The 20,925-nt window shown below is 60.2% G+C and carries 20 protein-coding genes; 8 read left to right on the top strand and 12 right to left on the bottom strand.

Translation table 11 applies throughout. The features are described from left to right. Positions 1-189: 189 nt before the first annotated feature. Positions 190-1,638 carry an MFS transporter gene (locus ACX80D_RS06110; protein ID WP_459321756.1) on the bottom strand — a complete coding sequence of 483 codons (1,449 nt, stop codon included), beginning with the start codon at positions 1,636-1,638 and terminating at the stop codon, positions 190-192. A gap of 116 nt (positions 1,639-1,754) precedes the next feature. On the opposite strand from ACX80D_RS06110, the gene ACX80D_RS06105 reads away from it, so the two are divergent. After that, positions 1,755-2,216: a MarR family winged helix-turn-helix transcriptional regulator gene (locus tag ACX80D_RS06105; RefSeq protein WP_459321755.1), complete on the top strand. Its 462-nt coding sequence runs from the start codon at positions 1,755-1,757 to the stop codon at positions 2,214-2,216. Between the two features lie 140 nt (positions 2,217-2,356). Here ACX80D_RS06105 and ACX80D_RS06100 read toward each other — a convergent pair whose 3' ends face one another. The 5 genes from ACX80D_RS06100 to ACX80D_RS06080 all read right to left on the bottom strand — a co-directional run bounded on the left by ACX80D_RS06100 (position 2,357) and on the right by ACX80D_RS06080 (position 8,575). Further along, positions 2,357-4,021 (bottom strand): alpha-amylase family glycosyl hydrolase, encoded by a 1,665-nt coding sequence (locus tag ACX80D_RS06100; protein ID WP_459321754.1) that lies wholly within the window; start codon positions 4,019-4,021, stop codon positions 2,357-2,359. After that, positions 4,018-4,938, bottom strand: coding sequence for a carbohydrate ABC transporter permease (locus ACX80D_RS06095; RefSeq protein ID WP_459321753.1), 921 nt, complete (start codon positions 4,936-4,938; stop codon positions 4,018-4,020). The genes ACX80D_RS06100 and ACX80D_RS06095 overlap by 4 nt, the downstream gene beginning before the upstream one ends. Beyond that, on the bottom strand, positions 4,935-5,990 hold the full coding sequence (locus ACX80D_RS06090) for a carbohydrate ABC transporter permease (protein WP_459321752.1): 1,056 nt from the start codon (positions 5,988-5,990) through the stop codon (positions 4,935-4,937). The genes ACX80D_RS06095 and ACX80D_RS06090 overlap by 4 nt, the downstream gene beginning before the upstream one ends. A gap of 109 nt (positions 5,991-6,099) precedes the next feature. Further along, positions 6,100-7,419 (bottom strand): ABC transporter substrate-binding protein, encoded by a 1,320-nt coding sequence (locus tag ACX80D_RS06085; RefSeq protein WP_459321751.1) that lies wholly within the window; start codon positions 7,417-7,419, stop codon positions 6,100-6,102. A 142-nt stretch (positions 7,420-7,561) separates the two neighbouring features. After that, positions 7,562-8,575 carry a LacI family DNA-binding transcriptional regulator gene (locus ACX80D_RS06080; RefSeq protein WP_459321750.1) on the bottom strand — a complete coding sequence of 338 codons (1,014 nt, stop codon included), beginning with the start codon at positions 8,573-8,575 and terminating at the stop codon, positions 7,562-7,564. 548 nt (positions 8,576-9,123) lie between these two features. Between ACX80D_RS06080 and ACX80D_RS06075 the strand changes: the two genes are divergently transcribed. The 3 genes from ACX80D_RS06075 (at position 9,124) to ACX80D_RS06065 (ending at position 10,688) form a co-directional block, all read left to right on the top strand. Continuing rightward, positions 9,124-9,714, top strand: a complete 591-nt coding sequence (locus tag ACX80D_RS06075) for a helix-turn-helix domain-containing protein (RefSeq protein WP_459321749.1) — start codon at positions 9,124-9,126, stop codon at positions 9,712-9,714. Next, positions 9,711-10,187, top strand: a complete 477-nt coding sequence (locus ACX80D_RS06070) for a hypothetical protein (protein WP_459321748.1) — start codon at positions 9,711-9,713, stop codon at positions 10,185-10,187. Before ACX80D_RS06075 ends, ACX80D_RS06070 begins: the two co-directional genes overlap by 4 nt. 87 nt (positions 10,188-10,274) lie before the next feature. Beyond that, entirely contained in the window at positions 10,275-10,688 is a 414-nt protein-coding gene (locus ACX80D_RS06065; protein ID WP_459321747.1) for a VOC family protein, read from the top strand. A 48-nt stretch (positions 10,689-10,736) separates the two neighbouring features. Here ACX80D_RS06065 and ACX80D_RS06060 read toward each other — a convergent pair whose 3' ends face one another. Continuing rightward, positions 10,737-11,123: a VOC family protein gene (locus tag ACX80D_RS06060; protein ID WP_459321746.1), complete on the bottom strand. Its 387-nt coding sequence runs from the start codon at positions 11,121-11,123 to the stop codon at positions 10,737-10,739. A gap of 287 nt (positions 11,124-11,410) precedes the next feature. Between ACX80D_RS06060 and ACX80D_RS06055 the strand changes: the two genes are divergently transcribed. The 4 genes from ACX80D_RS06055 (at position 11,411) to ACX80D_RS06040 (ending at position 14,981) form a co-directional block, all read left to right on the top strand. Further along, complete coding sequence (locus tag ACX80D_RS06055) at positions 11,411-12,397, top strand: App1 family protein (RefSeq protein WP_459321847.1); 987 nt, start codon at positions 11,411-11,413, stop codon at positions 12,395-12,397. A gap of 70 nt (positions 12,398-12,467) precedes the next feature. Further along, the gene (locus ACX80D_RS06050) at positions 12,468-13,400 is read left to right on the top strand and encodes a diacylglycerol/lipid kinase family protein (RefSeq protein ID WP_459321745.1); all 933 of its coding nucleotides are present in this window, start codon (positions 12,468-12,470) and stop codon (positions 13,398-13,400) included. Positions 13,401-13,431: 31 nt separating this feature from the next. Next, the gene (locus ACX80D_RS06045) at positions 13,432-14,175 is read left to right on the top strand and encodes a phosphatase PAP2 family protein (protein ID WP_459321744.1); all 744 of its coding nucleotides are present in this window, start codon (positions 13,432-13,434) and stop codon (positions 14,173-14,175) included. Beyond that, positions 14,172-14,981, top strand: coding sequence for a DUF1206 domain-containing protein (locus tag ACX80D_RS06040; RefSeq protein ID WP_459321743.1), 810 nt, complete (start codon positions 14,172-14,174; stop codon positions 14,979-14,981). Before ACX80D_RS06045 ends, ACX80D_RS06040 begins: the two co-directional genes overlap by 4 nt. An 88-nt stretch (positions 14,982-15,069) precedes the next feature. Here ACX80D_RS06040 and bioD read toward each other — a convergent pair whose 3' ends face one another. The 5 genes from bioD to bioB form a co-directional block, all read right to left on the bottom strand. After that, positions 15,070-15,792 (bottom strand): dethiobiotin synthase, encoded by a 723-nt coding sequence (gene bioD, locus ACX80D_RS06035; RefSeq protein WP_459321742.1) that lies wholly within the window; start codon positions 15,790-15,792, stop codon positions 15,070-15,072. Next, positions 15,789-16,913, bottom strand: coding sequence for a cytochrome P450 (locus tag ACX80D_RS06030; RefSeq protein WP_459321741.1), 1,125 nt, complete (start codon positions 16,911-16,913; stop codon positions 15,789-15,791). The genes bioD and ACX80D_RS06030 overlap by 4 nt, the downstream gene beginning before the upstream one ends. Next, the gene (locus ACX80D_RS06025) at positions 16,894-18,276 is read right to left on the bottom strand and encodes an 8-amino-7-oxononanoate synthase (RefSeq protein ID WP_459321740.1); all 1,383 of its coding nucleotides are present in this window, start codon (positions 18,274-18,276) and stop codon (positions 16,894-16,896) included. The genes ACX80D_RS06030 and ACX80D_RS06025 overlap by 20 nt, the downstream gene beginning before the upstream one ends. Beyond that, the gene (gene bioA, locus ACX80D_RS06020; protein WP_459321846.1) at positions 18,276-19,589 is read right to left on the bottom strand and encodes an adenosylmethionine--8-amino-7-oxononanoate transaminase; all 1,314 of its coding nucleotides are present in this window, start codon (positions 19,587-19,589) and stop codon (positions 18,276-18,278) included. Before bioA ends, ACX80D_RS06025 begins: the two co-directional genes overlap by 1 nt. Positions 19,590-19,689: 100 nt before the next feature. Continuing rightward, positions 19,690-20,817, bottom strand: a complete 1,128-nt coding sequence (gene bioB, locus ACX80D_RS06015; RefSeq protein ID WP_459321739.1) for a biotin synthase BioB — start codon at positions 20,815-20,817, stop codon at positions 19,690-19,692. Positions 20,818-20,925: the final 108 nt, after the last annotated feature.

Below are 20,925 nucleotides of genomic sequence, written 5' to 3'. Positions count from 1 at the left end.
TATCAAAATTCAGGGGCCACGCCTACACCAGTTCACCTTTTTGTTGCGCGCGCCCAACGCCTCACCGCGGCAGAAGACGCCGCCAAATTGGGGCGCGAAAAAGGGCCGGCCCACCCAAGGTGAGCCGGCCCGCCGTCGAACATTCACAAGGGCATGAGAACGCTTCGGGAAATCCCGGGTGAAGCAGTATTACGCCCCAGCTGTCACGAGTTCCTTCTCTAGCGCCGGCACAGGCTCGGCGGCTTTCGCCTTGGCGGCCGGGATGAACGCCGCAATAAGAGCGGCAACAACTGAGACGCCGGCACCAATAATAAGAGCGGTACGGAATCCTGCTTCGGAGGGGACCTCAACCCCACCCAGCGGTATGGTCATTTGGGCCAGCACCAAGCCAATCACCGCGGCACCAACAGTGGTACCCAGTGAACGCATCAAGGTGTTGAAGCCGTTGGCGGACGCGGTTTCACTCAGCGGCACCGCACTCATGATGATGGAGGGCATTGCGCCGTACGCCAGCGCAACACCGCTGTTGATGACCAAACCTGTCGCCAAAATTCCCCAAGTGGTACCCATCCCCAACACACCCACGCCGTAACCGAGCGCGAGAATCGAGACGCCCAGCACCAGCGTGAACTTCGGGCCGCGCTTGTTACTCAACCGCCCACCCACCGGAGAAAGGAACATCATCATCAGTCCCGGAGGAGCCAGCCACAAGCCTGCGGCGAGGATCGATTGGCCCAGTCCGTAACCGGTAGAACCGGGCAGCTGCAGGATCTGTGGCATAACGAGCATGCTCGCGTACATGCCAAAGCCCACGAAAATTGAGGCGATATTGGTCAGCAAAACACGCGGCCGTACCGTGGTGCGCAGGTCTACCAGAGGGTCCTTGGTCCGCGTTTCCCAAAAGCCCCACAAGATAAAGGAAACCACCGCCAGAGCGAACAAGCCCAACGTAGTCATGGAGGCCCAACCCCATTCGGAGCCCTTCGATACCGCGAGGATGAGCGAGATCAGACCGATAGCCAGGCCCAGCGCACCCAAACCGTCAAAGCGTTGACCAGCGGCGCCAGAGGCAGTGACCGGAATGAATTTCCAGATAGCCACTGCCACCAGCAATGTGACAACCGCGCTGGCGAAGAACAGCACGCGCCAATCGGCAAACTCAATCACGGCAGCGGAGACGGGCAGGCCAACAGCGCCACCAACACCCAGCGTGGCGCTTACCGTAGCGATCGCCGCGGACAGCTTTTCCTTGGGAACCAGATCCCGCAACATGGCGATACCTAGCGGGACGATCCCCGAGCCAAGCCCCTGCAGGGCTCGTCCGGCAATCATGATCTCCACCGATGGCGCCACGGCACAAACAATGCCACCAAGAATCAGAGGAAGCGTCAGCAGGAGCATCATCTTCTTTTTTCCGAACAAGTCGCCCATGCGGCCTGCAATGGGCACTGATACCGCACCGGCCAGCAGTGTTGCCGTGATGATCCACGCAGTGTTGGCAGCGGAGGTTTCAAAGATGACGGGCAGCTGTGAAATAAGGGGCGCCACCATGGTCTGGGTGAACGCCGAGGCAATACCTGCGGTGGCCAGAACCCCAATCAAAAAGCCGGGGCGGCGGGGCGAAACTGAGCTAGACAAAAGAACCCTTCACGTCTTGATGTGCACTATGCACAGAATGTGTACTATACACAGAGAGGCCCAAATGTGCTTAATACACATTTGGGCTAGAGTGGCGGTAACAAAGGAGGTGTCGCATGCAACGCCGCATCGAAGATATCGAATACGCCCAGTTGATGTTGAACCGCTACACGGTTGCCCAGCATCGCCACTATGACGGAATCGACCGCAGCGTTTATCTGCTCCTGAGCCGGATCGACAAACATGGCCCCATGACTATCGGAGACCTGAGCGAGGCCTTCCGCTTGGACGCCTCCACCTTGCAACGCCAGACCAGCGCAGCATTGCGTGCCGGATTTTTGGAAAGAATACTAGATAGCGACGGCGGCGTGGCCCGGAAATTTGCCCTCACCGAGCTAGGTCAAGAGCAACTTATCGCCGCGCGCGACCATTCAACCACCGCGCTAAAAAAGATACTTGTTGACTGGACCGATGCCGACGTCAATCACTTGGCGGACGGCCTCCAGCGCTTCAATACGTCGCTCGAGGACTACAGCAGCACAAAACCTCTCGGTGGGGACCGGCAGCCGCCTGCCTAGTCTTCCTATGAAGTACGACGGCGGGAGCCCACCCCTTCGCGCTGAAGGAGTGGGCTCCCGCCACAGAATCAGCCCCAGTGTCACCATGACCGTATCCAGTCCGCCACTCCCCAGAGACGGAGGTGCGGCGGGCCATGCTGCTATTTCCGCAGCAACCAGACCGCGTTATTCGGCTGCAACCAGCCGGGCTCTTCAAGCGGCGCAGCGCTCAGAACTACTGAACCGGCTGGCAGTTGCACGGGCTCCTCGCCCATAGCGATCGCAACCAGGAACTCAGGGCTCCGTTCGCAGATCAAAAGGTTCCCTGATTCAACCCGCCAGCTGCCGCCGTCGTTCGCAGTGAAAATGCCTTCCTGCCACATGGTCCGGCGCAGCCCCAGCGCCGTGGCAACAAGTGTCAGTGACGATCCAGCATCCTGCTGTTGCTTTTCAATGGCGAGCGCTCCCCATCCCGGAGGAGTTGGCAACCATGGCTCAGCCGCCACACCACTTTCGGGTATCGCGAATCCATAATTTTGCGCGGCATTCTCTGTCCAGGGCAGGGGAACACGGGCGCCGTCCCTGCAGACACCGCCGCGATCCCACATCGGATCGACGCGGGCTTCCCCCGGGACGTCAACCTCAGCCAAACCGAGCTCTTGCCCCTGGTACAGGTAGGCCGGTCCTGGGAGACCGAGCAATGCCACGAGAGCCGCACGGGCACGGGTGCTGCCCAGTTCCCCGCCGCCAAACCGGGTTACAGAGCGGACAATATCGTGGTTTTCCAGCGCCCATGTGGGTGTGGCCCCATGCTGCTGGCGGGCAGCCTCTAGGTCATTGCCTACTGTTGCCCACTCCTGGGGTTTCCATCCGAGCTTCACGAACGCATAGGCAAACGCCTGTTGCAGCTCATCGGCCCGCGTGTAGCGCGCGGCCCGAGCCGGTTCGAGGTTGACCTCCCCCACGAGCAAACGGTGCGGTTCATACTGATCTGCCAGAGTCCGCCAGCGTCGGTAGACCTCGTGAACTTCTTCTTGGTCCGAGACTTCCGGGTTGGACCGCAGGCCGTCTACTACGTCGCCCGCGGAGGCCGAGTCGGGTAGGCCTTCAGTTTTGAACAGCGCATGAGCCACATCGATGCGCAGTCCATCAACGCCCTTGTCGAACCAGAACCGCAGAACGGATTCGAAGTAGTCTCCCACTGCGGGATTGCGCCAATTCCAGTCGGGTTGGCCCGCCGAGAAGAGGTGAAGGTACCAATCATGATCCGTGCTGGAATCAGCATTGGCGCGGCTCCAAGCCCGGCCACCGAAAACGCTCTGCCAGTTATTGGGGGGTGCGTCTCCCCCACCAGTCGGGTCATCGGCTGCCGATGCGTCATCATGCCCGGCTACAAAGTGGAACATGTCCCGTTCCGGTGATCCCGGACTTGCTTGGAGCGCTTGCTGAAAAAGAAGGTGCTCGGAGGAGCAGTGGTTGGGGACAACATCGAGCAGGATCCGCAGACCCAACGAGTGGGCAAGTTCCAGTAGCTCGTCAAACTGTTCCATGGTCCCAAAAAGCGGGTCCACGCCGCAGTAGTCACTCACATCATAGCCTTGGTCTACCTGCGGAGAAGGCTGGAATGGGGTGATCCAAATGCCGTCCACACCAAGATCAGCAATGTAGGGCAGCCGGGTGATGAGTCCGGCCAGGTCGCCCACACCATCGCCGTCGCCGTCCGCGAAGGAGCGGGGGTAGACCTGGTAAATGACGGCGGATTCCCACCACTCCCCCGTTGTATTGCTACCGCTATTTCCTGCAACGGTGAGAGTTTGTTCGCTCATTTGGTGGCTCCCGCGGTCAGTCCTTCAACGATTCGGCGCTGGAAGATCAGCACCATTACTACTAGCGGCACGGTGACAATTACGCCTGCCGCCATTTGCTCACCGAAGGGAGCTTGGAATTCCGTGGCTCCGGTGAATTTGGAGATGGCCACGGTTGCCGTCTGGATCCGCGGATCATTGATCATCGACAAGGCAATGATGAATTCGTTCCAGCTGTGGATGAACGTCAGGATCGCGGTCGTGAAAACACCGGGAGCCGCGAGCGGGAGCAGAACGCGCCTAAACGCCTGCCACTTGGTACAGCCGTCAATCATGGCGGCTTCTTCAAGATCGAAGGGCAAAGCCTTCATGAACGTGGTCAGGTTCCAGACCGCCAACGGGATTGCGAAGGAGAGGTTGGGGACAATCATGGCTTGGTAACTGTTGATCCAGCCCATGTCGGTGAAGAGCCGCAGCAACGGGACCACCACGGAGATGCCCGGAAACATTGAGGTCGCAATGATGACACCGAGGATTACCGACTTGAATGGGAAGCTCAGCCGGGAAATTGCATAAGCGGCGAAAACTCCCAAGATCAGCGCCAACACTGTGGTTGTGGTGGCCACGATGAGCGAGTTCAGCAGTGCCTGTCCAAACATGGTGGAGCCGTCAAAGACTTTGGTGTAATTCTCTATCGAGAAGGGTGCAGGCAGCAGGGAGTTGTCAAAGATGTCAGCGGTACGGCGCAGGCTGGACACCAACATCCAATAGAACGGCGCTAGGCAGTAGATGAAGATCAGGGCCAGGCCAACATAAATGCTGTACGAACGCCAGGTGCGCTTCTCTTTGGGCTTCTGGCGGCCGGCACCGGCGCCGCTTGCGGATTTGCTGACGACGCCGGATGAGGCTGCGGCGTCACGAAGATCGGTGATGGTCATCGGATAGCCTCGGACTTCTTCTGCTCAGAATTCTTTTGGATTTGCTTTGCTTTCGCGCGGCTCTTTTTGGACAACATCTTCAGTTCTCTAGCGCCGGTAACATCGGCACCGAGGACCTTTACAAAGACGATCGCCACAACGGCGACGTAAAGGAAAAGGACGACGGCGAACGCCGACGCCGAGCCGTGACGTAACTGATTGGATTCATCCCAAGCCAACATGGACAGGGTCTCCACAGATTCCTTGCCCGGGCCGATCAAGACGAACGGCAAATCAAACATCCGCAAAGCATCCAGCATACGAAAGAGCACAGCTACCAGCAGTGTTGGCTTTACCAGCGGGAGCGTGATGGACACCAATTGCCGCCACCAGCCGGCCCCGTCAATCTTGGCTGCCTCGTAAACCTCTCCTGGTATTACCTGCATCCCGGCCAGCACCAGCAGGCCAATGAACGGAGCTGTCTTCCACACTTCAGCGATGATGATGGCGAGCTTGGAAGCGTTCCCTTCAGCAACCCAGAGGACTTCGCTGCCGATCAGGTGGTTGGCGATGCCATCCGACTGAAAAATCCAGCGCCAGAGCAGACCCGAAACTGCCGTAGGAACAGCCCACGGGACCAAAATGCTGGCACGCAGAAACGAACGGCCGCGAAAGGCCCGGTTCATGGCGATCGCCAAGGTGAGTCCCAATACTGTTTCTAGGAAGACCGTAGTGAGAGTGAAGAATGTTGTGTTGCCCAACGCGTTGAGGAATCTGCGGCCTGACTCGCCGACGAACATATCCACATAGTTGGCAAGTCCAACGAACGAGTTGACGTCGGAGACGAAACCGTCCGCGTCGAGTCCCGACTCTGCACGGAACAACGACTGATGCACGGCGGAAAGTAGGGGGTAAACAATGACAAGCGCAAGCACCAAAATAGTGGGAGAGAGTAGCATCGCCGCCATCCGGCCTTCACCTGGTGAGCGTTGTCCTCTCATTACCCGCTTGCGGGGCGGATCTGCGCGGGGTGTGCCGTTCTGCACGCCGGTGGGCGGGGCGGTGGTAGTCATGTCTGAAACCTCACTGGGATTACGTTGCTTGGGCGGCTGGTCGGGACGGCCGCCCAAGCAACACTGTTTGTTCGTCTACTGAATGAACTGCTGGATTACTGCGTCCGAACTATTTGGACAACTCGGCGAGCTTGGCCTGCATTTCCTTCAGCGCAGTGTCTGTGTCCTTTTTGCCGGTGATAGCTGCATAGGATTCTTCTTGAATGGCCTTGGTCGTGGCACCATACTGAACCACCTTGGGGCGCGGCTGCGCGTTGTTCAGCGAGGTAAGCAACGTCGGGTAGAACGGTCGTTTGGCTACCACCTTGGGATCTTCAAACAAAGATGCGTAAACGGGTGCCCGGGATGAAAGTTCCAGACGTTTCTCGGACTGCTCCTCGCTCGTGAAGAACTTCAAGAATTCCAAGGCCGTGGCCTTGTTAGTGGCAAAGGGAGAGATCGCCAAGCTGCGACCACCAAGCGTAGAGACGCCGGGGCCGTCAACGCCGGGGATGGAGGTGATATCAAACTTGCCATTTACCTTGCTGGATCCGTCCGTGGCACTGAGGGATGCGTGCAAGAAGGGCCAGTTGCGCAAGAAGACTAGCTCGCCATCTTGGAACGCACGGCGTCCCTGCTCTTCCAAGTACGTGATGGCGTCTGACGGGAACATCCCGTCCTTGAAGCCGTCTACCAGCAAGTTCAGGCCGACCTTGGCCTCCGGCGTGTCCACGGTGGGCTTGCCTGCAGCGTCTACCACCGTGCCGCCAGCTGAGGCCACAGCCTCGACGAAGTTAACGGTGAGCGCTTCGTTCTTGTCGAACTGGCCAGCGTAGCAGGACATCTTTTTCGCTTCAGGCAAGGCCAATATCTGCTTGCACGCCGCCTTCATCTCAGCCCAAGTAGTTGGCGGACTAGCGATTCCCGCAGTCTTGAGCAGATCGGAGCGGAAGTACAGCAGGGCGCCGTCGGTGTAGTTCGGGGCGCCAAACAGGGTATCGCGGTAGGTCGCGGCATCGACAGTTGCCGGAATCATCTTCTCGGCGTCGATGCTGTCCTTGGGTAGAGGCATGATCCATTTGTTTGCCGCGAACTCGGCCGTCCACACCACATCAAGGTTCAGGATACTGAATGTGTCTGACTTGATCTGGGCGTTCTGGACGAGCTGCTGACGCTGTTGATCGGCGTTGTCCGGCAGCTCGATAAAGGTTACCTTTTCCTCAGGGTGAGCCGCATTCCACTCCTCGATACTCTTCCCTGCTGCGCCGGAGGCGTCACGGTTGGAGGCATAGTTGATCGGCCCCCTGCCCTCAAATGAGCTGCTGGAGACTTCCTGAGTACCCTTCGATGCCGTGGTGGTGTCCCCGCAACCTGTGAGGGCGAGGGCAACTAGGGTCAGAGATGCGCTGGCGACGAGAAGAGTTTGCCAATTGTGGCGGCGTTGCCTCATGTGATGCTCCTTGTTTTCGTAGTGAATAGGACTGTTTTTTGCGTACAGAATATGAAGCGACGTCGTTGGGCGCCCTGAAGCGTCAGAAATCGCTGGGGAGTTGAAATGGAATCTAGTGCGTTGGCTACTGCATCAAGGACGATTACACCGGACGGTCTGGAGGCAGTGATTCCCTGGCTTTTGCGTTGACTATCGCTGTGGAGCCCCGCTCGATCAGCCGGTGTGCCATGATCTTGGGCCCGAGGTCACGGGAGCGGAGCAGCTTTTTCACGGCCATTCGCCCCATTTCTTCGAGTGGTTGCCCCACGGTGCTCAGTGCCGGGTTCACGTGCACTGCGGTTGAGGTGTTGTCGAAGCCCAGAACGGATACATCCTCAGGAACCCGGATTCCACGCCGATGCAGGTCGTTGACAACAGCAGCCCCCATCTCATCGCTCATCGCGAAAATGGCGGTGAGCCCTGGATCCTGTTGGAGGAGCTGCTCCACACCAGCAGCACCACTTTCGTAGAAGGAGTTGCCAGTAGCTGTTACGGGGGTGCAACCCGCATCGTTCATCGCACGGAGGTAGCCGCGCTGCCGAGGCCGTGCAACATAGAGCGAAGTCAGATCGCCGTTAAGTAGACCGATCCGGCGGTGACCCAACTTCAGCAAATAACGGGTCGCGTCATAAGCTGCCACTTCGTCGTCAATGGCGACGCTGGGAGATCCAGATTTGTCGCTTATGGCGACAGAGATCAACGGAATCTTGGGGCCTAGTAGCAGCCTCGTCTCCGGTGTAATCACTGCAGAGATGAGAATAACTCCAGCCGCCCGATACGTCCGCAGAGTCCTCAAATAGCCGGCAATATAGGCAGACTGAGCTCCCGTACGGCCCAACATCACAGCGTAGCCGCGTTCTCGCGCCTCTTCCTCTACTCCAAACATGACCTGAGAAGCCAAAGCATCAGAGATCAAAGGCGCCAGCAAGCCAATCACATCGGTCTGCCGAGTCTTTAGACCCCGAGCCAAGGAATCAGGCTCATAGCCAAGAATCTTGACAGCTTCTTCAACTCGTTCACGGGTCTCGCCAGAATAACCGACAAGGCCATTGACTACCCTCGAAACGGTGGCCGGAGACACGCCAGCATGCTTGGCGACATCACGGATAGTGGCCACGGTTCGCCCTCCTTTGGGGTGTGGATACTCCACCGCTCGCCGTACCACACACCTGTGTGCAAGGAATCACGCAAACGGTTTACGTAAACGGTTTCGTAAACTGCAAGCACAACACTAATTGAAGAGTTTCAGATCACCATACGTTTCGTAAACGGGCACCCCGAACCATTCCTGCGCAACAAGTTCGGGGCTAAACTGACACTTTCGTCGTTGCAGCTCGACACATCGGACAAGTAAGCGCTGGGATCGCCCGAAGGTCGTCCTCGCCGACTACTTGGCCAGCCACAGCCAACACAGCAGCAACACCTCGGAGATCATGGCCGTCGCGGCAGTCCTCCATTCCGTGTTCGTCGCCGTGCTGCGCGATGCGGCACGTCACGACGGCGGCAGTGCGGATCTCCTTCTCCACCTCGACGAACCCCTGCTCCGTTTAACCCCACCCGCGGCCGCAATGATCGGCTGACCTTGGCCAGCCAGCCATGGGAGTGCCTTCTTGAGAAAACCCACCAATCATCGATTTACATACAGTGAAGATGCATTCTCTTTATATGAAGACTCCACATTCTGCCCTCGCTCCCTTGCTTCGGTCGAATGCTCAGGGTGCATTACTGGCCTTGTTGCTGCTCCATCCGGAGAAGGAATATACGCTTGCGGAGCTCGGGCGTAAGGTGGGCGCGCTACCAGCTACAGTCCACCGCGAGATCAGCCGCCTGGTGGACTCCGAGTTACTCAAAGACCGACGCCAAGGAAAATCGCGATTGGTGAGCGCCAATACCGAGGCCCGCTTGTACGGTCCAACACGGGCCCTTATCGAGGCCTCCTACGGCCCGCGAGTAGTCCTCGAGTCCCTGCTTCGAACGGTTCCAGGAATACAGCACGCACTCATCTTTGGGTCTTGGGCAGCCCGCTATGACGGTCACCCCGGGGCTGCGCCAAACGACATCGACGTCCTGTTAGTTGGCGAGGTTACTCGGCGCGACGCCTCGAAGGCAGCTCTTCAGGCCAGTCAATTAACCGGGCAAGAAGTCAATATTGAGCGTGTCGGCTCCGAAGCTTGGGAACTAAAGGCCGCCCCTTTTCTGGTGACCATTCTGAATAAGCCAATGGTTGAACTGAACATTGACGGTGAAAGACGATGATCGCTCGCTGGGAACAGGACCGCACCGCCATAGACGCCATGCTGCTGGATGGTGATCTTTCCACGGTCGTACCAAACAGAGAATGGGCTGTGACACTCATCGATTTGGCGGAGGAACACATCAGGGCAGCCGATGCGATCCTGAATCTATCGGGCTTAACAGCCTTCCAGACGTACTACGATGCGGTGCACAAAATATTCGATGCAATCTTGGTCAACCAAGGTTTGTGGGGCACAGGGAAAGGTGGCCACATCGCCTTGCAGCGAGCAGCGACGGCACAGCTGGTCCCACCACTGGGTGACTTGATAGATGACTTCCATTGGATGAGACAGCTACGAAACGCCGGCGACTATCCCGTCCCCGAGAAGAAATTGGCGGACTTGTCTGATGCCTTGGAAGCGCTAGCAGTCGCCAAAGGACTGGTGCTAAAAGCTTGGGCTCTGATTGAGCAAATGCCATCCTGTGGACGTTAGATCGTTCCGCGACGAATCCCAGCGAACATTTGGGAGATTCAGGACTCTTCGACCAGCAGACTCCGGCCAAAGGCCCATAATGAAACCATGGAGAACTCACCAATAATCATAAGCTTTCCCATCGCGGATCGCCGCACATCATTCGACTTCTACACAACAGGACTCGGCTTGAGCCCTGTTGGCGAATCCGCCGACGACGACGGCATCCCGGAACCATTGCAGTTCCAGATCAATGACGGAGTGCGGCTCATGCTCATTCCCACTGGCGGGTTTGGCTGGGTGGTGGGAAACCGTGACATTGCATCCAGCACCCAGAGCGAGACTTTTATCAGCATCACAGCAGACGGCGAATCCGGCGTCGACGATCTTCTCAATAAGGCCCAGCTAGCCGGAGCAACGCTAGTCACTGCGCCTGCGCAACAGCCTTGGGGTTATGTTGGTGCTTTTGCCGATCCCGATGGGCACGTCTGGCAAGTGGCCGCTGCTGCGCCGGCGAACTAAGAGGCTGAACTAAGAGGCCAGCCAAGGAACTAGCCAGCCCGCGCCGCCCTACTCAGGCAAGCGTGCCGAGCCGGAAATCTGCTGCAGCGCCCAGGAGTTGCCGTCCGGATCACTGAAGTAGGCATACCGCACGCCGCCGCCCATATCGCTAATGTCGGAGACATCCACACCCTTGCCTCGCAGTGCCTGCCGGACAGCGTCAAGGTCATCCACCACAAGATGAAGCCCATGGATGGGCGCAGCGGTGGGGTCGCTGATGCCCACCCCAATAACAATGGAACAGGCGGACCCGGGCGGAGTCAGCTGAACAACCCGCATACCGTTGCCCGGCTCCACATCGTGATCGAGATTGAATCCCACTTGGTCAACGTAGAAGGCTTTGCTCCGATCAACATCAGTGGTGGGTAGCGGGACCAATTCCAAGCGCATATCCATGACGGCTCCTATTCTCGGCTCGAATTACTGCAATGCAGCAAACCTGCTGCGTTGCCGATGAAACATGCTACTGAGGAGCATGCCAGCCGCGGCGGCCGTACACCAGCCCTCCCCCGCGCCTACTCGCACCACCAACCACATTTGTGGGACAGTGAACCATGCCTACGTCTTCGCGAAAACCAGTTCTTGGCACCACGGCTGCACAGCCATCCGCCACCACACGTGCCTCCAGTACCCCAAGTACCCCCGCGCGCCCCGCACGAGCAGGGGCACTCCTGGGTCCAGTCATGCGCGTGGCCGACGCAATCCACACCCTTCGCACACGCATTGCCACCTCCTCCGGCGCCGTCCCAACTGTCGTGGCTTACGCCGGTTACGGCAGCACCAGCTGGGTACGTGTCCTGGCCCGCGTTGTGTTGATGCGGACGTCCGGAACCACCACCACCGGAACGGTGCGTGGTTGGCGAGCTTTTATGAGCGTTCCGGTGCGCAATAGCCAGATTGAAGTAGAGATCGACGGCGTGACTCATGCCGTGCAGTCCGACGCCGGCGGGCTTGTGGATGTAGTCCTAGAAAGCTCATTGCCGCCGGGCTGGCACACCATCACCCTGCGCAGCGCCGGCGCCGAACCCGCGCAGGCCCAGATGCAGATTGTGAATCCGGAGGCAACGTTCGGCATCGTGTCCGATATTGATGACACCGTCATGGTCACCGCCCTGCCAAGGCCACTGTTGGCGTTGTGGAACACTCTGGTACTGAGCGAGCGTGCCCGGACACCCACGCCGGGGATGGCCGTCATGCTGGATCGAATCATGGCACACAGCCCTAGTGCGCCCATGCTGTACCTATCCACCGGGGCGTGGAATGTGGCTCCCGCGCTGGCCCGATTCCTCACGCGCAACCTCTATCCAGCCGGAGTCCTCCTCCTCACTGACTGGGGCCCCACCCGCCAACACTGGTTCCGCAGCGGACAACTTCATAAACTCAACAACTTGGCCAGACTGGCCACGGAATTCCCGGACATCAAGTGGCTCCTGATTGGCGATGACGGCCAGCACGATCCCGCAATCTACGCCGAGTTCGCCCGCAACCATCCGGAGCAGGTGGCGGCCGTTGCGATCCGCCAGCTCTCCCCCAGCGAAGCGTTGCTGGCCGGTGGCCACGCAAGCGCCCAGGAGGACGCCACCGCGTTCAATCATGGCGATGTTCCTTGGGTATCGGCCCCAGATGGTGCCGGTCTGGCGGAACAACTCGCCGATCTCGGATTGCTCTAGTAGCTCCTCGCGCGCCGTTCCACAGGCTACTATTCTGTCCAGTTCCACATCCGCTCACTCAGGAGACGTCATGACCGAGAACAACTCGCAGCAGAACAAACGCGCCGCCGTAGTCATCAACCCGGTCAAGGCTCCGGACGACGAGTTCAAAACGAATTTCTTCCAGCTGTGCACTGATGCTGGATGGGCCGAGCCGCTGTGGTTGGAGACCACTGAGGAGGATCCCGGCGAGGGGCAGGCGAAGCAGGCGCTGGAGGCAAAGGTCGACGTCGTTATTGCAGCAGGTGGCGACGGCACCGTCCGCACCGTGGCCGCTGTTTTGGTCGGCACGGACATGGCCATGGGCCTCATGCCGCTGGGTACCGGTAATTTGCTGGCCCGGAACCTCGGGATGGATGTCGCCGATCCGCTCGGTGCGGCCCGCAGTGTGCTCTCCGGCTCCGAGACGAAGATCGATGTGGTCAAGGCCGTGCTCGATCACGGCAAGCAAGAACAGATCTTCCTGGTCGCCGCCGGGGTTGGCTACGACGCCGCCATCATGGGAGACACCAACGATGAGCTGAAGGACCGGGTGGGCTGGTTGGCCTATGTTGAAGCCGGCATCCGCAAGCTCCCGGGCAAGCCGGTGGGCGCCACCATCACCATCGAGGGACAGCATCCCATCCACAGAAAGATGCGCAGTGTGATGGTGGGCAACTGCGGAAAACTCATGGGAGATGTTCAAATCTTCCCCGACGCACTGTTCACCGACGGCATCTTGGACCTGCTGGTCCTCGCCCCGCGGGGCCGCCTTGGCTGGCTGAGCGTCGTCGCCGGTGTCTTTAACAAGGGCAACAAGAACACTAAGTCGGTACAGAGTTTCTCGGGCAAGAGCGCAGTGATTGAATTGGATAGTCCGCAGGAATTCGAGCTCGACGGCGATCATCTCGGCGAGGTGAGCCACCTCAAAGTCAGCGTGGAACCAAGCGCGCTGACCATCAGGATGAGTGCCCCGGAAAAGTAAGCCCAGCAAGCCAAGGGATGGAAGGAAAACAATGAGTTGGCGGCAAAAGTTCATTGTGGAGGAGCGATTCGTTGATGCTTCCACTAGGCGCAGCCTCTACCGCACCGCACTAGTGCTCATGGTGGTGGGGCTGGCGCTGTTTACGATGCTGGTTATCAGCGTTATGACCCAAACCGGGATGCAGCGACTAGATCAGCCCGTGCAAACGTGGTTTGTCTCGCTGCGCAACGACGGGCTCACCCCCGTCATGGCCCTGTTGGCTACGGTGTTCGGGCCCATTGCGCTGCCCATCATCGTCCTCGTGGTCATTGTGGCGTGGACCGTGTTGGCCAAGCACGCCTGGCGTCCCATTCTGTTGGCTGGCGGAATGATCACTGGCGTGATCTTGGCCAAGGCCATCGCACCGCTTGTCCAGCATCCGCGGCCTCCCGTGGATCAGATGCTCATGGGCGTCGACAGCACATTTTCTTTCCCGTCCGGCCACGTTCTCGGCACGGCGGATTTCATGCTCATTCTCGCTTTTCTCATTGCGAGCCGGCGTCAGAATCAAAGCCTCACGGTGCTGCTGTTCAGCATTTCCGCCGTGGTCATTGTGGTGCAAGTGATCAGCCGGCTGTACCTTGGCTACCACTGGATCACCGATACGGCGGCATCCATCTCTCTATCCCTTGTCATCTTAGGAGCCATCATGGCCATCGATACACACCGGACAGTTCGCGTCCACGGGGAAAATATCCACGGCAACAAATCTCAGCTGCAGGTGGATGGAACATGAATCCGGCCAGCGATGCTCATCAGGCTGTCCGCAAGGCCGGAAATAGCCGAGCCCTAACCGCCTTCGCAAGGATTGGCTTCGCGGCCAATGGGCTCATGCATTTGCTCATGGGTTATATCGCCATCCGGGTGGCTAATCATCAGGGCGGGGAATCGGACCAATCCGGGGCCTTCGCCCAAATGGCGAAGCTGCCCGGTGGCATGATTCTGTTGTGGGTGACCGTGGTGGGATTGGTGGCACTCGCTTTGTGGCTCCTTGCCGAGGCCGCATTGGGAATCGGCTCTTCGTCTAAAAAGCGGTGGGTGCGCAGCTTGGTTTCGCTCGGTAAGGGTGTCACCTATGCCGCGTTGGCCTCGACGGCTCTCTCGCTGGCGCTGCGAAACCCCTCGGACTCCTCCGAAAGTTCGCAACAAGCTAGCGGAACGATTCTTTCGCTGCCCGGCGGGCAGGCGCTGCTTTTCGCCGTCGGGCTGGTCATTGCTGGCATTGGCGGGTACTTCATTTACAAGGGCGCCACGAAGAAGTTTCACGAGGACATTGTGCTGCCGTCCGGTCATGCCAAGCGCGCCGTTGATGCGCTGGGAATGACCGGTTACATCGCCAAGGGCATTGCCATTGTGACGCTCGGCGTGCTGTTCGTGGTCGCCGCAGTGCAGCTGGACCCCAAGGATGCTTCAGGCCTGGACGGCGCGCTGAAGTCCCTGACCGCGCTACCGTTCGGCGAGGTCATTTTGATCGTGATTGGCGTGGGGCTTATTGCCTACGGGCTCTACAGTTTTGCGCGTGCCAGGCTGGCGCGGCTCTAGAGGGATCCGCACCTTTTCACGTACGACGCCGGGAGCTCACCTTTCGCTGGAAGGTGAGCTCCCGGCGTCGTACTTTTTGGACAAAGCATTAGTGCTTGGGGAGCTGGAGATAGCTCGGGATGCGCTGTTGGAAATCGCTAGACGTCAGAGCCGCCGCGCCCGCTGGCAAAGCACCCAGCAATGGCGCGGGGAGAGAACCGAGGTAGCTGCGGTTTCCCAGCTCAAGGTCGGTGGGCACATCCGGCCAAGAACCAATGACCAAACCGGCCGCAGGAAGTCCGCGGCGCGTCAGGGCTTCAAGCGTCAATTGCGTGTGGTTTAAGGTCCCCAAACCGCTCCGGCAGACGAGCACTATGAGGACTCGGGCCACATCTTTCACGCTGGCCGCCAGATCCGCGAGCGTGTGAGCTTGGTGGTCTAGTTCCACCAGCAACCCGCCCGCACCCTCCACGAGAACAACGTCATGGGAGCCTGCCAACGCGCTGATGGTGTTCACATACTCGGCCAAGGACGGCAGATTCCGGTTTTCCAGTTCTGCCGCGGCAACTGGCGCCATGGGGGCCAGCAGCCGGATGCCCTCCGCCACGATGGAGATACCACTCAGCCTGCGCACCTCATCCATGTCGCCAGCCTCGGCACCAGAGACTCCTGTTTGGGTAGGTTTGTACGCGGCCACGGTGGCGCCGGCTGCTGCAAAGGACGTGGCCAGGGCCGCGGTGGTGATTGTTTTTCCAACGTCGGTATCTGTGCCGGTGATGAAAATGATGCTGGGCCGGGTAGTGGTGGGCTGATCAGTTGTGGGCTGGTTCATGGCTTCCTTCTGGCTACGTTGACGGTGAGCGGTGCTTGAAAGGACAGCAAGCGCAGCCATTGCGGTTCGGATCCCACAAGTTCCAGCTCCGGTAGTGCACGGGCGGTTTCCTCCACCACCAGCGCCGCCTCCAGTTCGGCCAATTTGGCGCCAAGGCAGCGGTGTAGGCCGTGCCCAAAGGCCAGCGAATACGCGGTGGGGCTGGCATTAACAGGGTGGTGGCCGCTGAGCTCGAGTAAGATCTCGGCACCGGCTGGCAGTTCAAAACCGCCGAGCGTGGTGTCCTGCGCAACAGCTCGCCGCCACGTATGCACGGACGATTCGGTGGCCAGCACGTTGCGGACGTGCGCTGCCGCAGCGGTGGGTTCAGCCAATTCCGCCCACGCCGGGGCATCTGAGTCTTGCGTCTTTTGGATCCCGCGATACAGTGCCGTGCTGATTAGCAGCGAGGTGGTCTCCTGGCCGGCAATGACCAGGAAATAGCCCAGCGAACAGATCTCGGCCTGACTCAGACCGGCGGCGTGCAAAACCCCGAAGAGGGAATCCGTGCCCCGTGCAGCCGCGGCCTCGCCGCGAAGCCAGCCGTAGAATTCTGCGGCGCTGTGCGCCAGGTGCTGTTGCCGCTCTGGATCGGGCCAGCCCCAAAACAGTTCCAGGGAATCCTGGCTCCAGCGTTTCAGCAGCGAAAGCTCGGGCATCGGCTGAGCCGTCAGTTCTGCCATGATGACCGGCGGGATGTGCATGGCAATCGATTCAGCCAGATCCACCACACGATGGCCCGGGGCACCGCAGTTCTTCGTGCCGAACTTCAGGGCTGCAGGGTCCAGTGCCGCGGCCGTCAGGGTCAGCCGCTCCGCGCTCAGTTCACGGACTCGCGCGCTGATGCCCATGACCTTGGCGGGTGTGAAAAATTTGCCCACCATGGTCCGGACAGCGCGATGCTTCTCCCCCGTAGCGGAGGCCAGTACCGGCGGCAGCGCGAAGCGCGCCTTGGCCAGAATGCGCAGTGTGCCCGGGGACAAATCCACCACCGAGGTTAGAGCGTTGCTGGGGATGAAATCCTCCGTGCGCCGCATGACTTCCTTGACCAGCTCCGGGTCACTAATGCTTGTCAGGGTCAAAGCCGTGCTCCTCGTGGTGCTGGACGTCAGTTTCTCCAACGTTTGTTAACTGCTTGGACGCGGAATCAAGCCGGGAAGTGGGCACCAGCAGGGCCAACTGTTCCGAGGCACGCTGGAGTTGTTCCGGTGTGAGGCAGGCCCGGGCGGTAAGCCTGAGCCGGGACACGCCGTCGGGCACGCTGGGCGGGCGGAAACAGCCCACCTGAATCCCCGCCGCACGCAATTGCTCTGCCACTCGTACAGCCTGGGCGGCACTTTCCATCGGAACAGATTGCACGGCACCAGCAGCTACAGGCACTCCACAGCTACGGGCCAAGGTGGCTGCGTTGGCCCGGACGCGGGCGCTCAGCTCCGGCTCAGCCAGCATAATCCGCGCTGCTTCGGCTGCCCCGGCAGCCGCCGCCGGCGCCAACGCAGTGTCGAAAATAAAGGTCCGGGCCGAGTTCACTAGGTGTTCGCGAAGGGCGGGCGAACCCAGCACAGCACCGCCCTGAGATCCCAGCGACTTGGACAGCGTAGCGGTGACTGCCACATGCGGCACGCCAGCCAGGCCTGCCGCATGAACGGCACCTCTTCCACCGCCAAGCACGCCTAAGCTGTGGGCCTCATCCACGAGCAAGAGGGCGTCGGCCTCCGCACATATCTGTGCCAGAACCGGCAGATCGGCCGCGTCACCCAATACCGAATAGATGGATTCAACCACCACGATGGCGCGCGGCTGCGTTCGATTCTTCAGAGCGGCCCGGATGGCGTTGAGATCATTGTGGGGCACGGCGATGGCCTGCGAGCGCGAGAGCCGAACGGCATCAATGAGGGACGCGTGGACGTGGGCATCGTGGATGATGAGTGTGCCCGGCCCTCCAAGTGCGGTCACCACACCCAAGTTTGCTGTGTAGCCACTGGAGAATGTGAGCGCAGCTTGCTGCCCGGTGAGGGCGCAGAGTTGTTCTTCGAGTTTCACGTGAGCAGGGGTGGTGCCGCAGACAACGCGGGATGCTTTTGCTCCGGCACCGAATTCTTCAAGTGCTGCCACCGCGGCGGCTATGACCCTTGGGTCTGCGGATAGGCCCAGATAATCGTTGGAGGCTAGGTCAATGATTTCCCCAGCCGTCGTGCCGTTGGGGATGTCGGGATTTACAGGAATCACAGGATTTACCGGGCTCCCTGACGGCTCAGGGTTTCCTGACTCCTCAGGACTTCCTGACTTCTCCGGCCAGAGACGCATCGAGGCCGTGCGCACCATGCCGCGTTGCCGACGAACCTCGGCCCGTGACGCAAGCCAAGCCTCCATGGCCGTGGCTGCGCTAGTGGTTGCGCTAGGGGTTTCAGTGGGGACAACAGCACGTTCAGGAGTACTGGCCATCAGCCGTGCACCTGAGCAATAGCCGCGGTGATGCCCGCCCCAATCGTGGCCACATCCTCCGGGCTACTGATGTAGGGCGGCATCGTGTAGACCAAGTTGCGGAAGGGCCGCACCCAGACACCATGTTCCAAGGCAACGCGGGTCACCGCGGGAACATTCACTGCTTCGCCAAGCTCTACGACACCGATGGCACCAAGGACGCGCACATCCCGCACTGACTCGAGGTTGTTAGCTGGTGCCAGAGCAATGGCAAGGTTCTGTTCAATCCTCTGCACCTGGCTCTGCCACTCCGATGACAGCAACAGATCCATGGAGGCACAAGCCACGGCGCACGCCAGCGGATTGGCCATGAAGGTGGGCCCATGGAGGAGGGCACGAAGCGGGGAATCGGTAATAGTACGCGCGACGTGGGCCGAGCACAGCATGGCTGCCAGCGTCAGGTAGCCGCCGCTGAGTGCCTTGCCCACGCACATAATATCCGGAGCCACCCCGGCCCACTCCGACGCAAAGAGCTTTCCGGTCCTGCCAAAACCTGTCGCAATTTCATCCACGATCAGCAGCAGGCCGTGTTCGTCGGCCACTCGGCGGGCGGCGGCAAGGCACTCGGATGCGTAAAAGTGCATGCCGCCGGCGCCCTGCACAACTGGTTCAACAATGACGGCAGCCAACTCGTCACGGTGGCGCTCCACAGTCTCCTCCAGTGCATTGATCCACCCAGCCACTTCGGCCGGGTCGGACAGCAGTTCTCCGCCTATGAGCCGGGCGGCAGGTGGCTGCGGCAGGAAATGGTGTTTGGCCACCAGCGATGGGAACGCTGCGTGCATGCCGTCAACGGGATCACACACGCTCATGGCCGCGAACGTGTCACCGTGGTAACCACCGCGCAGAGCCAAAAACCGTGTACGTTGAGGCCGGCCCCGGCCCAATTGGTACTGGATGGCAAGCTTGAGCGCCACTTCCACGGATACCGAACCGGAATCGGCAAAGAAAACATGGTCAAGACCATCCGGGGTCATGGCGGTGAGCCGTTCTGCCAGGTCCACGGCGGGCTGGTGGGTGAGCCCGCCAAACATGACATGGCTGAGCTTCCCGGCTTGCTCCTGCAGTGCCTGGTCCAAGACCGGGTTGCGGTAGCCGTGGATCATGGACCACCACGAACTCATGGCATCGATGGCCTCAAATTCGCTGCCATCCGCGGCGCCGAGTGTCAGGCGTACCCCGTTGGCGGCATGGACGGCGTAGGGTGCGTCCCCATCCAGCGGCGCATACGGGTGCCAGAGCAGTCCCCTGTCCCGGGCAATCAGCGAGCGCATCCCGAGATCAGCCCCAGGCCTAGGACTAGGCGCAACACTGGCCCCACCGCTCACGGCGGTTCCTGCGGTGCTACTAGTTCCCACCTCGCTGGCCGCAGCCTCAAGCATTGGGGGCCACGGCCGTCCCGGCCCCACGCCGGCGGATGGTGACGGGACTGATCAGGGCGGTTCCGGCGTCGAACGCTTCTTGGCGGTCCAGCTCAGGACTGTCCGCTTCAGAGTGGTCCGCGCCGGGGAGAGCTGTGGTCTGGGCGCCCAGTACCACGAAACCGTTATCGGCGATCATGGCGAGATCATCGGCCCCGGATTGGCCCTCACTGGTGAGGTAGTCACCGAGGAAGAGCGAGTTGGCCAGGTGGAGGGCCAGGGGTTGGAGGGTGCGCAGGTGCATTTCGCGCCCGCCGGCCATGCGCAGTTCGGTGTCGGGGCAGGCGAAGCGGACCATGGCGAGGATGCGCAGGCAGTGGGCGGGGGTGAGGAGCCAGGTGCCTTCCAGCGGGGTGCCGTCGAAGGGCATGAGGAAGTTGACGGGGATGGATTCGCTGCCCAGGGCTCGGAGGGCGAAGACCGCGTCGATGAGGTCGTTGCTGCTCTCCCCCATGCCCACGATCAGTCCCGAGCACGGTGAGAGGCCGGCGTCCTTGGCATGTTCCACGGTTTGCACGCGTTCGGCGAAGGAGTGGGTGGAGCAGATGTCGGCGTAGTTTTCTTCGCTGGTGTTGAGGTTGTGGTTGTAGGCGTCGGCCCCGGAGGCCTTGAGTCGCTGGGCTTGGCCGTCTTTCAAAATGCCGAGGCAGGCGCACACCTCCACGGACGGGTACTGCACCTTGAGGTTGCCCACCATGCCCGCCACGCGGTCTATATCGCGGTCGCTGGGTCCCTTGCCGCTCGCGACGAGGCAGACCCGGGAGGCTCCGGCGCGGATGCCGGTAGCTGCCTGGGCCACGGCGTCTTCGGGTTTGAGCCAGGTGTATTTCAGGATTTGGGCGGCTGATCCCAGTCGCTGTGAGCAGTAGGTGCAATCTTCGGGGCAGAGCCCGGATTTGAGGTTGACCAGATAGTTCACTTTGACCGTATTGGCGAAGTGGGCGCGTCGCAGCCGGGCGGCTGCCGCAACCAGATCCAGCAGCTGATCATCGGTGGATTCCAGGATTGCGAGGGCTTCTTGGCGGGTCAAGGTGGCGCCGTCGAGTTGGCGATCGGCGAGGTCTGCAAAGTAATTGAACACTGTTCAATAGTGGGGTGAGCTGTGGACATTGTCAATCGAGGGCCCTGCTGATGGGGGAAGATGGAGGGGTGCCGCGGTGGCATGAGAATCTGGAAAGGGTGGGGCCAC

Source organism: Arthrobacter sp. Sr24 (assembly GCF_054511175.1).
This window is presented reverse-complemented; position numbering and strand designations above follow the sequence as displayed.

Bases quoted from the DNA above. Each gene is read 5' to 3' on its own strand.
- ACX80D_RS06105 (WP_459321755.1), top strand. From the start codon at position 1,755: ATGCAACGCCGCATCGAAGATATCGAATACGCCCAGTTGATGTTGAAC.
- ACX80D_RS06100 (WP_459321754.1), bottom strand. From the start codon at position 4,021: ATGAGCGAACAAACTCTCACCGTTGCAGGAAATAGCGGTAGCAATACA.
- ACX80D_RS06095 (WP_459321753.1), bottom strand. From the start codon at position 4,938: ATGACCATCACCGATCTTCGTGACGCCGCAGCCTCATCCGGCGTCGTC.
- ACX80D_RS06090 (WP_459321752.1), bottom strand. From the start codon at position 5,990: ATGACTACCACCGCCCCGCCCACCGGCGTGCAGAACGGCACACCCCGC.
- ACX80D_RS06085 (WP_459321751.1), bottom strand. From the start codon at position 7,419: ATGAGGCAACGCCGCCACAATTGGCAAACTCTTCTCGTCGCCAGCGCA.
- ACX80D_RS06075 (WP_459321749.1), top strand. From the start codon at position 9,124: ATGAAGACTCCACATTCTGCCCTCGCTCCCTTGCTTCGGTCGAATGCT.
- ACX80D_RS06070 (WP_459321748.1), top strand. From the start codon at position 9,711: ATGATCGCTCGCTGGGAACAGGACCGCACCGCCATAGACGCCATGCTG.
- ACX80D_RS06065 (WP_459321747.1), top strand. From the start codon at position 10,275: ATGGAGAACTCACCAATAATCATAAGCTTTCCCATCGCGGATCGCCGC.
- ACX80D_RS06060 (WP_459321746.1), bottom strand. From the start codon at position 11,123: ATGGATATGCGCTTGGAATTGGTCCCGCTACCCACCACTGATGTTGAT.
- ACX80D_RS06055 (WP_459321847.1), top strand. From the start codon at position 11,411: ATGCGCGTGGCCGACGCAATCCACACCCTTCGCACACGCATTGCCACC.
- ACX80D_RS06050 (WP_459321745.1), top strand. From the start codon at position 12,468: ATGACCGAGAACAACTCGCAGCAGAACAAACGCGCCGCCGTAGTCATC.
- ACX80D_RS06045 (WP_459321744.1), top strand. From the start codon at position 13,432: ATGAGTTGGCGGCAAAAGTTCATTGTGGAGGAGCGATTCGTTGATGCT.
- ACX80D_RS06040 (WP_459321743.1), top strand. From the start codon at position 14,172: ATGAATCCGGCCAGCGATGCTCATCAGGCTGTCCGCAAGGCCGGAAAT.
- bioD (WP_459321742.1), bottom strand. From the start codon at position 15,792: ATGAACCAGCCCACAACTGATCAGCCCACCACTACCCGGCCCAGCATC.
- ACX80D_RS06025 (WP_459321740.1), bottom strand. From the start codon at position 18,276: ATGGCCAGTACTCCTGAACGTGCTGTTGTCCCCACTGAAACCCCTAGC.
- bioA (WP_459321846.1), bottom strand. From the start codon at position 19,589: ATGCGCTCGCTGATTGCCCGGGACAGGGGACTGCTCTGGCACCCGTAT.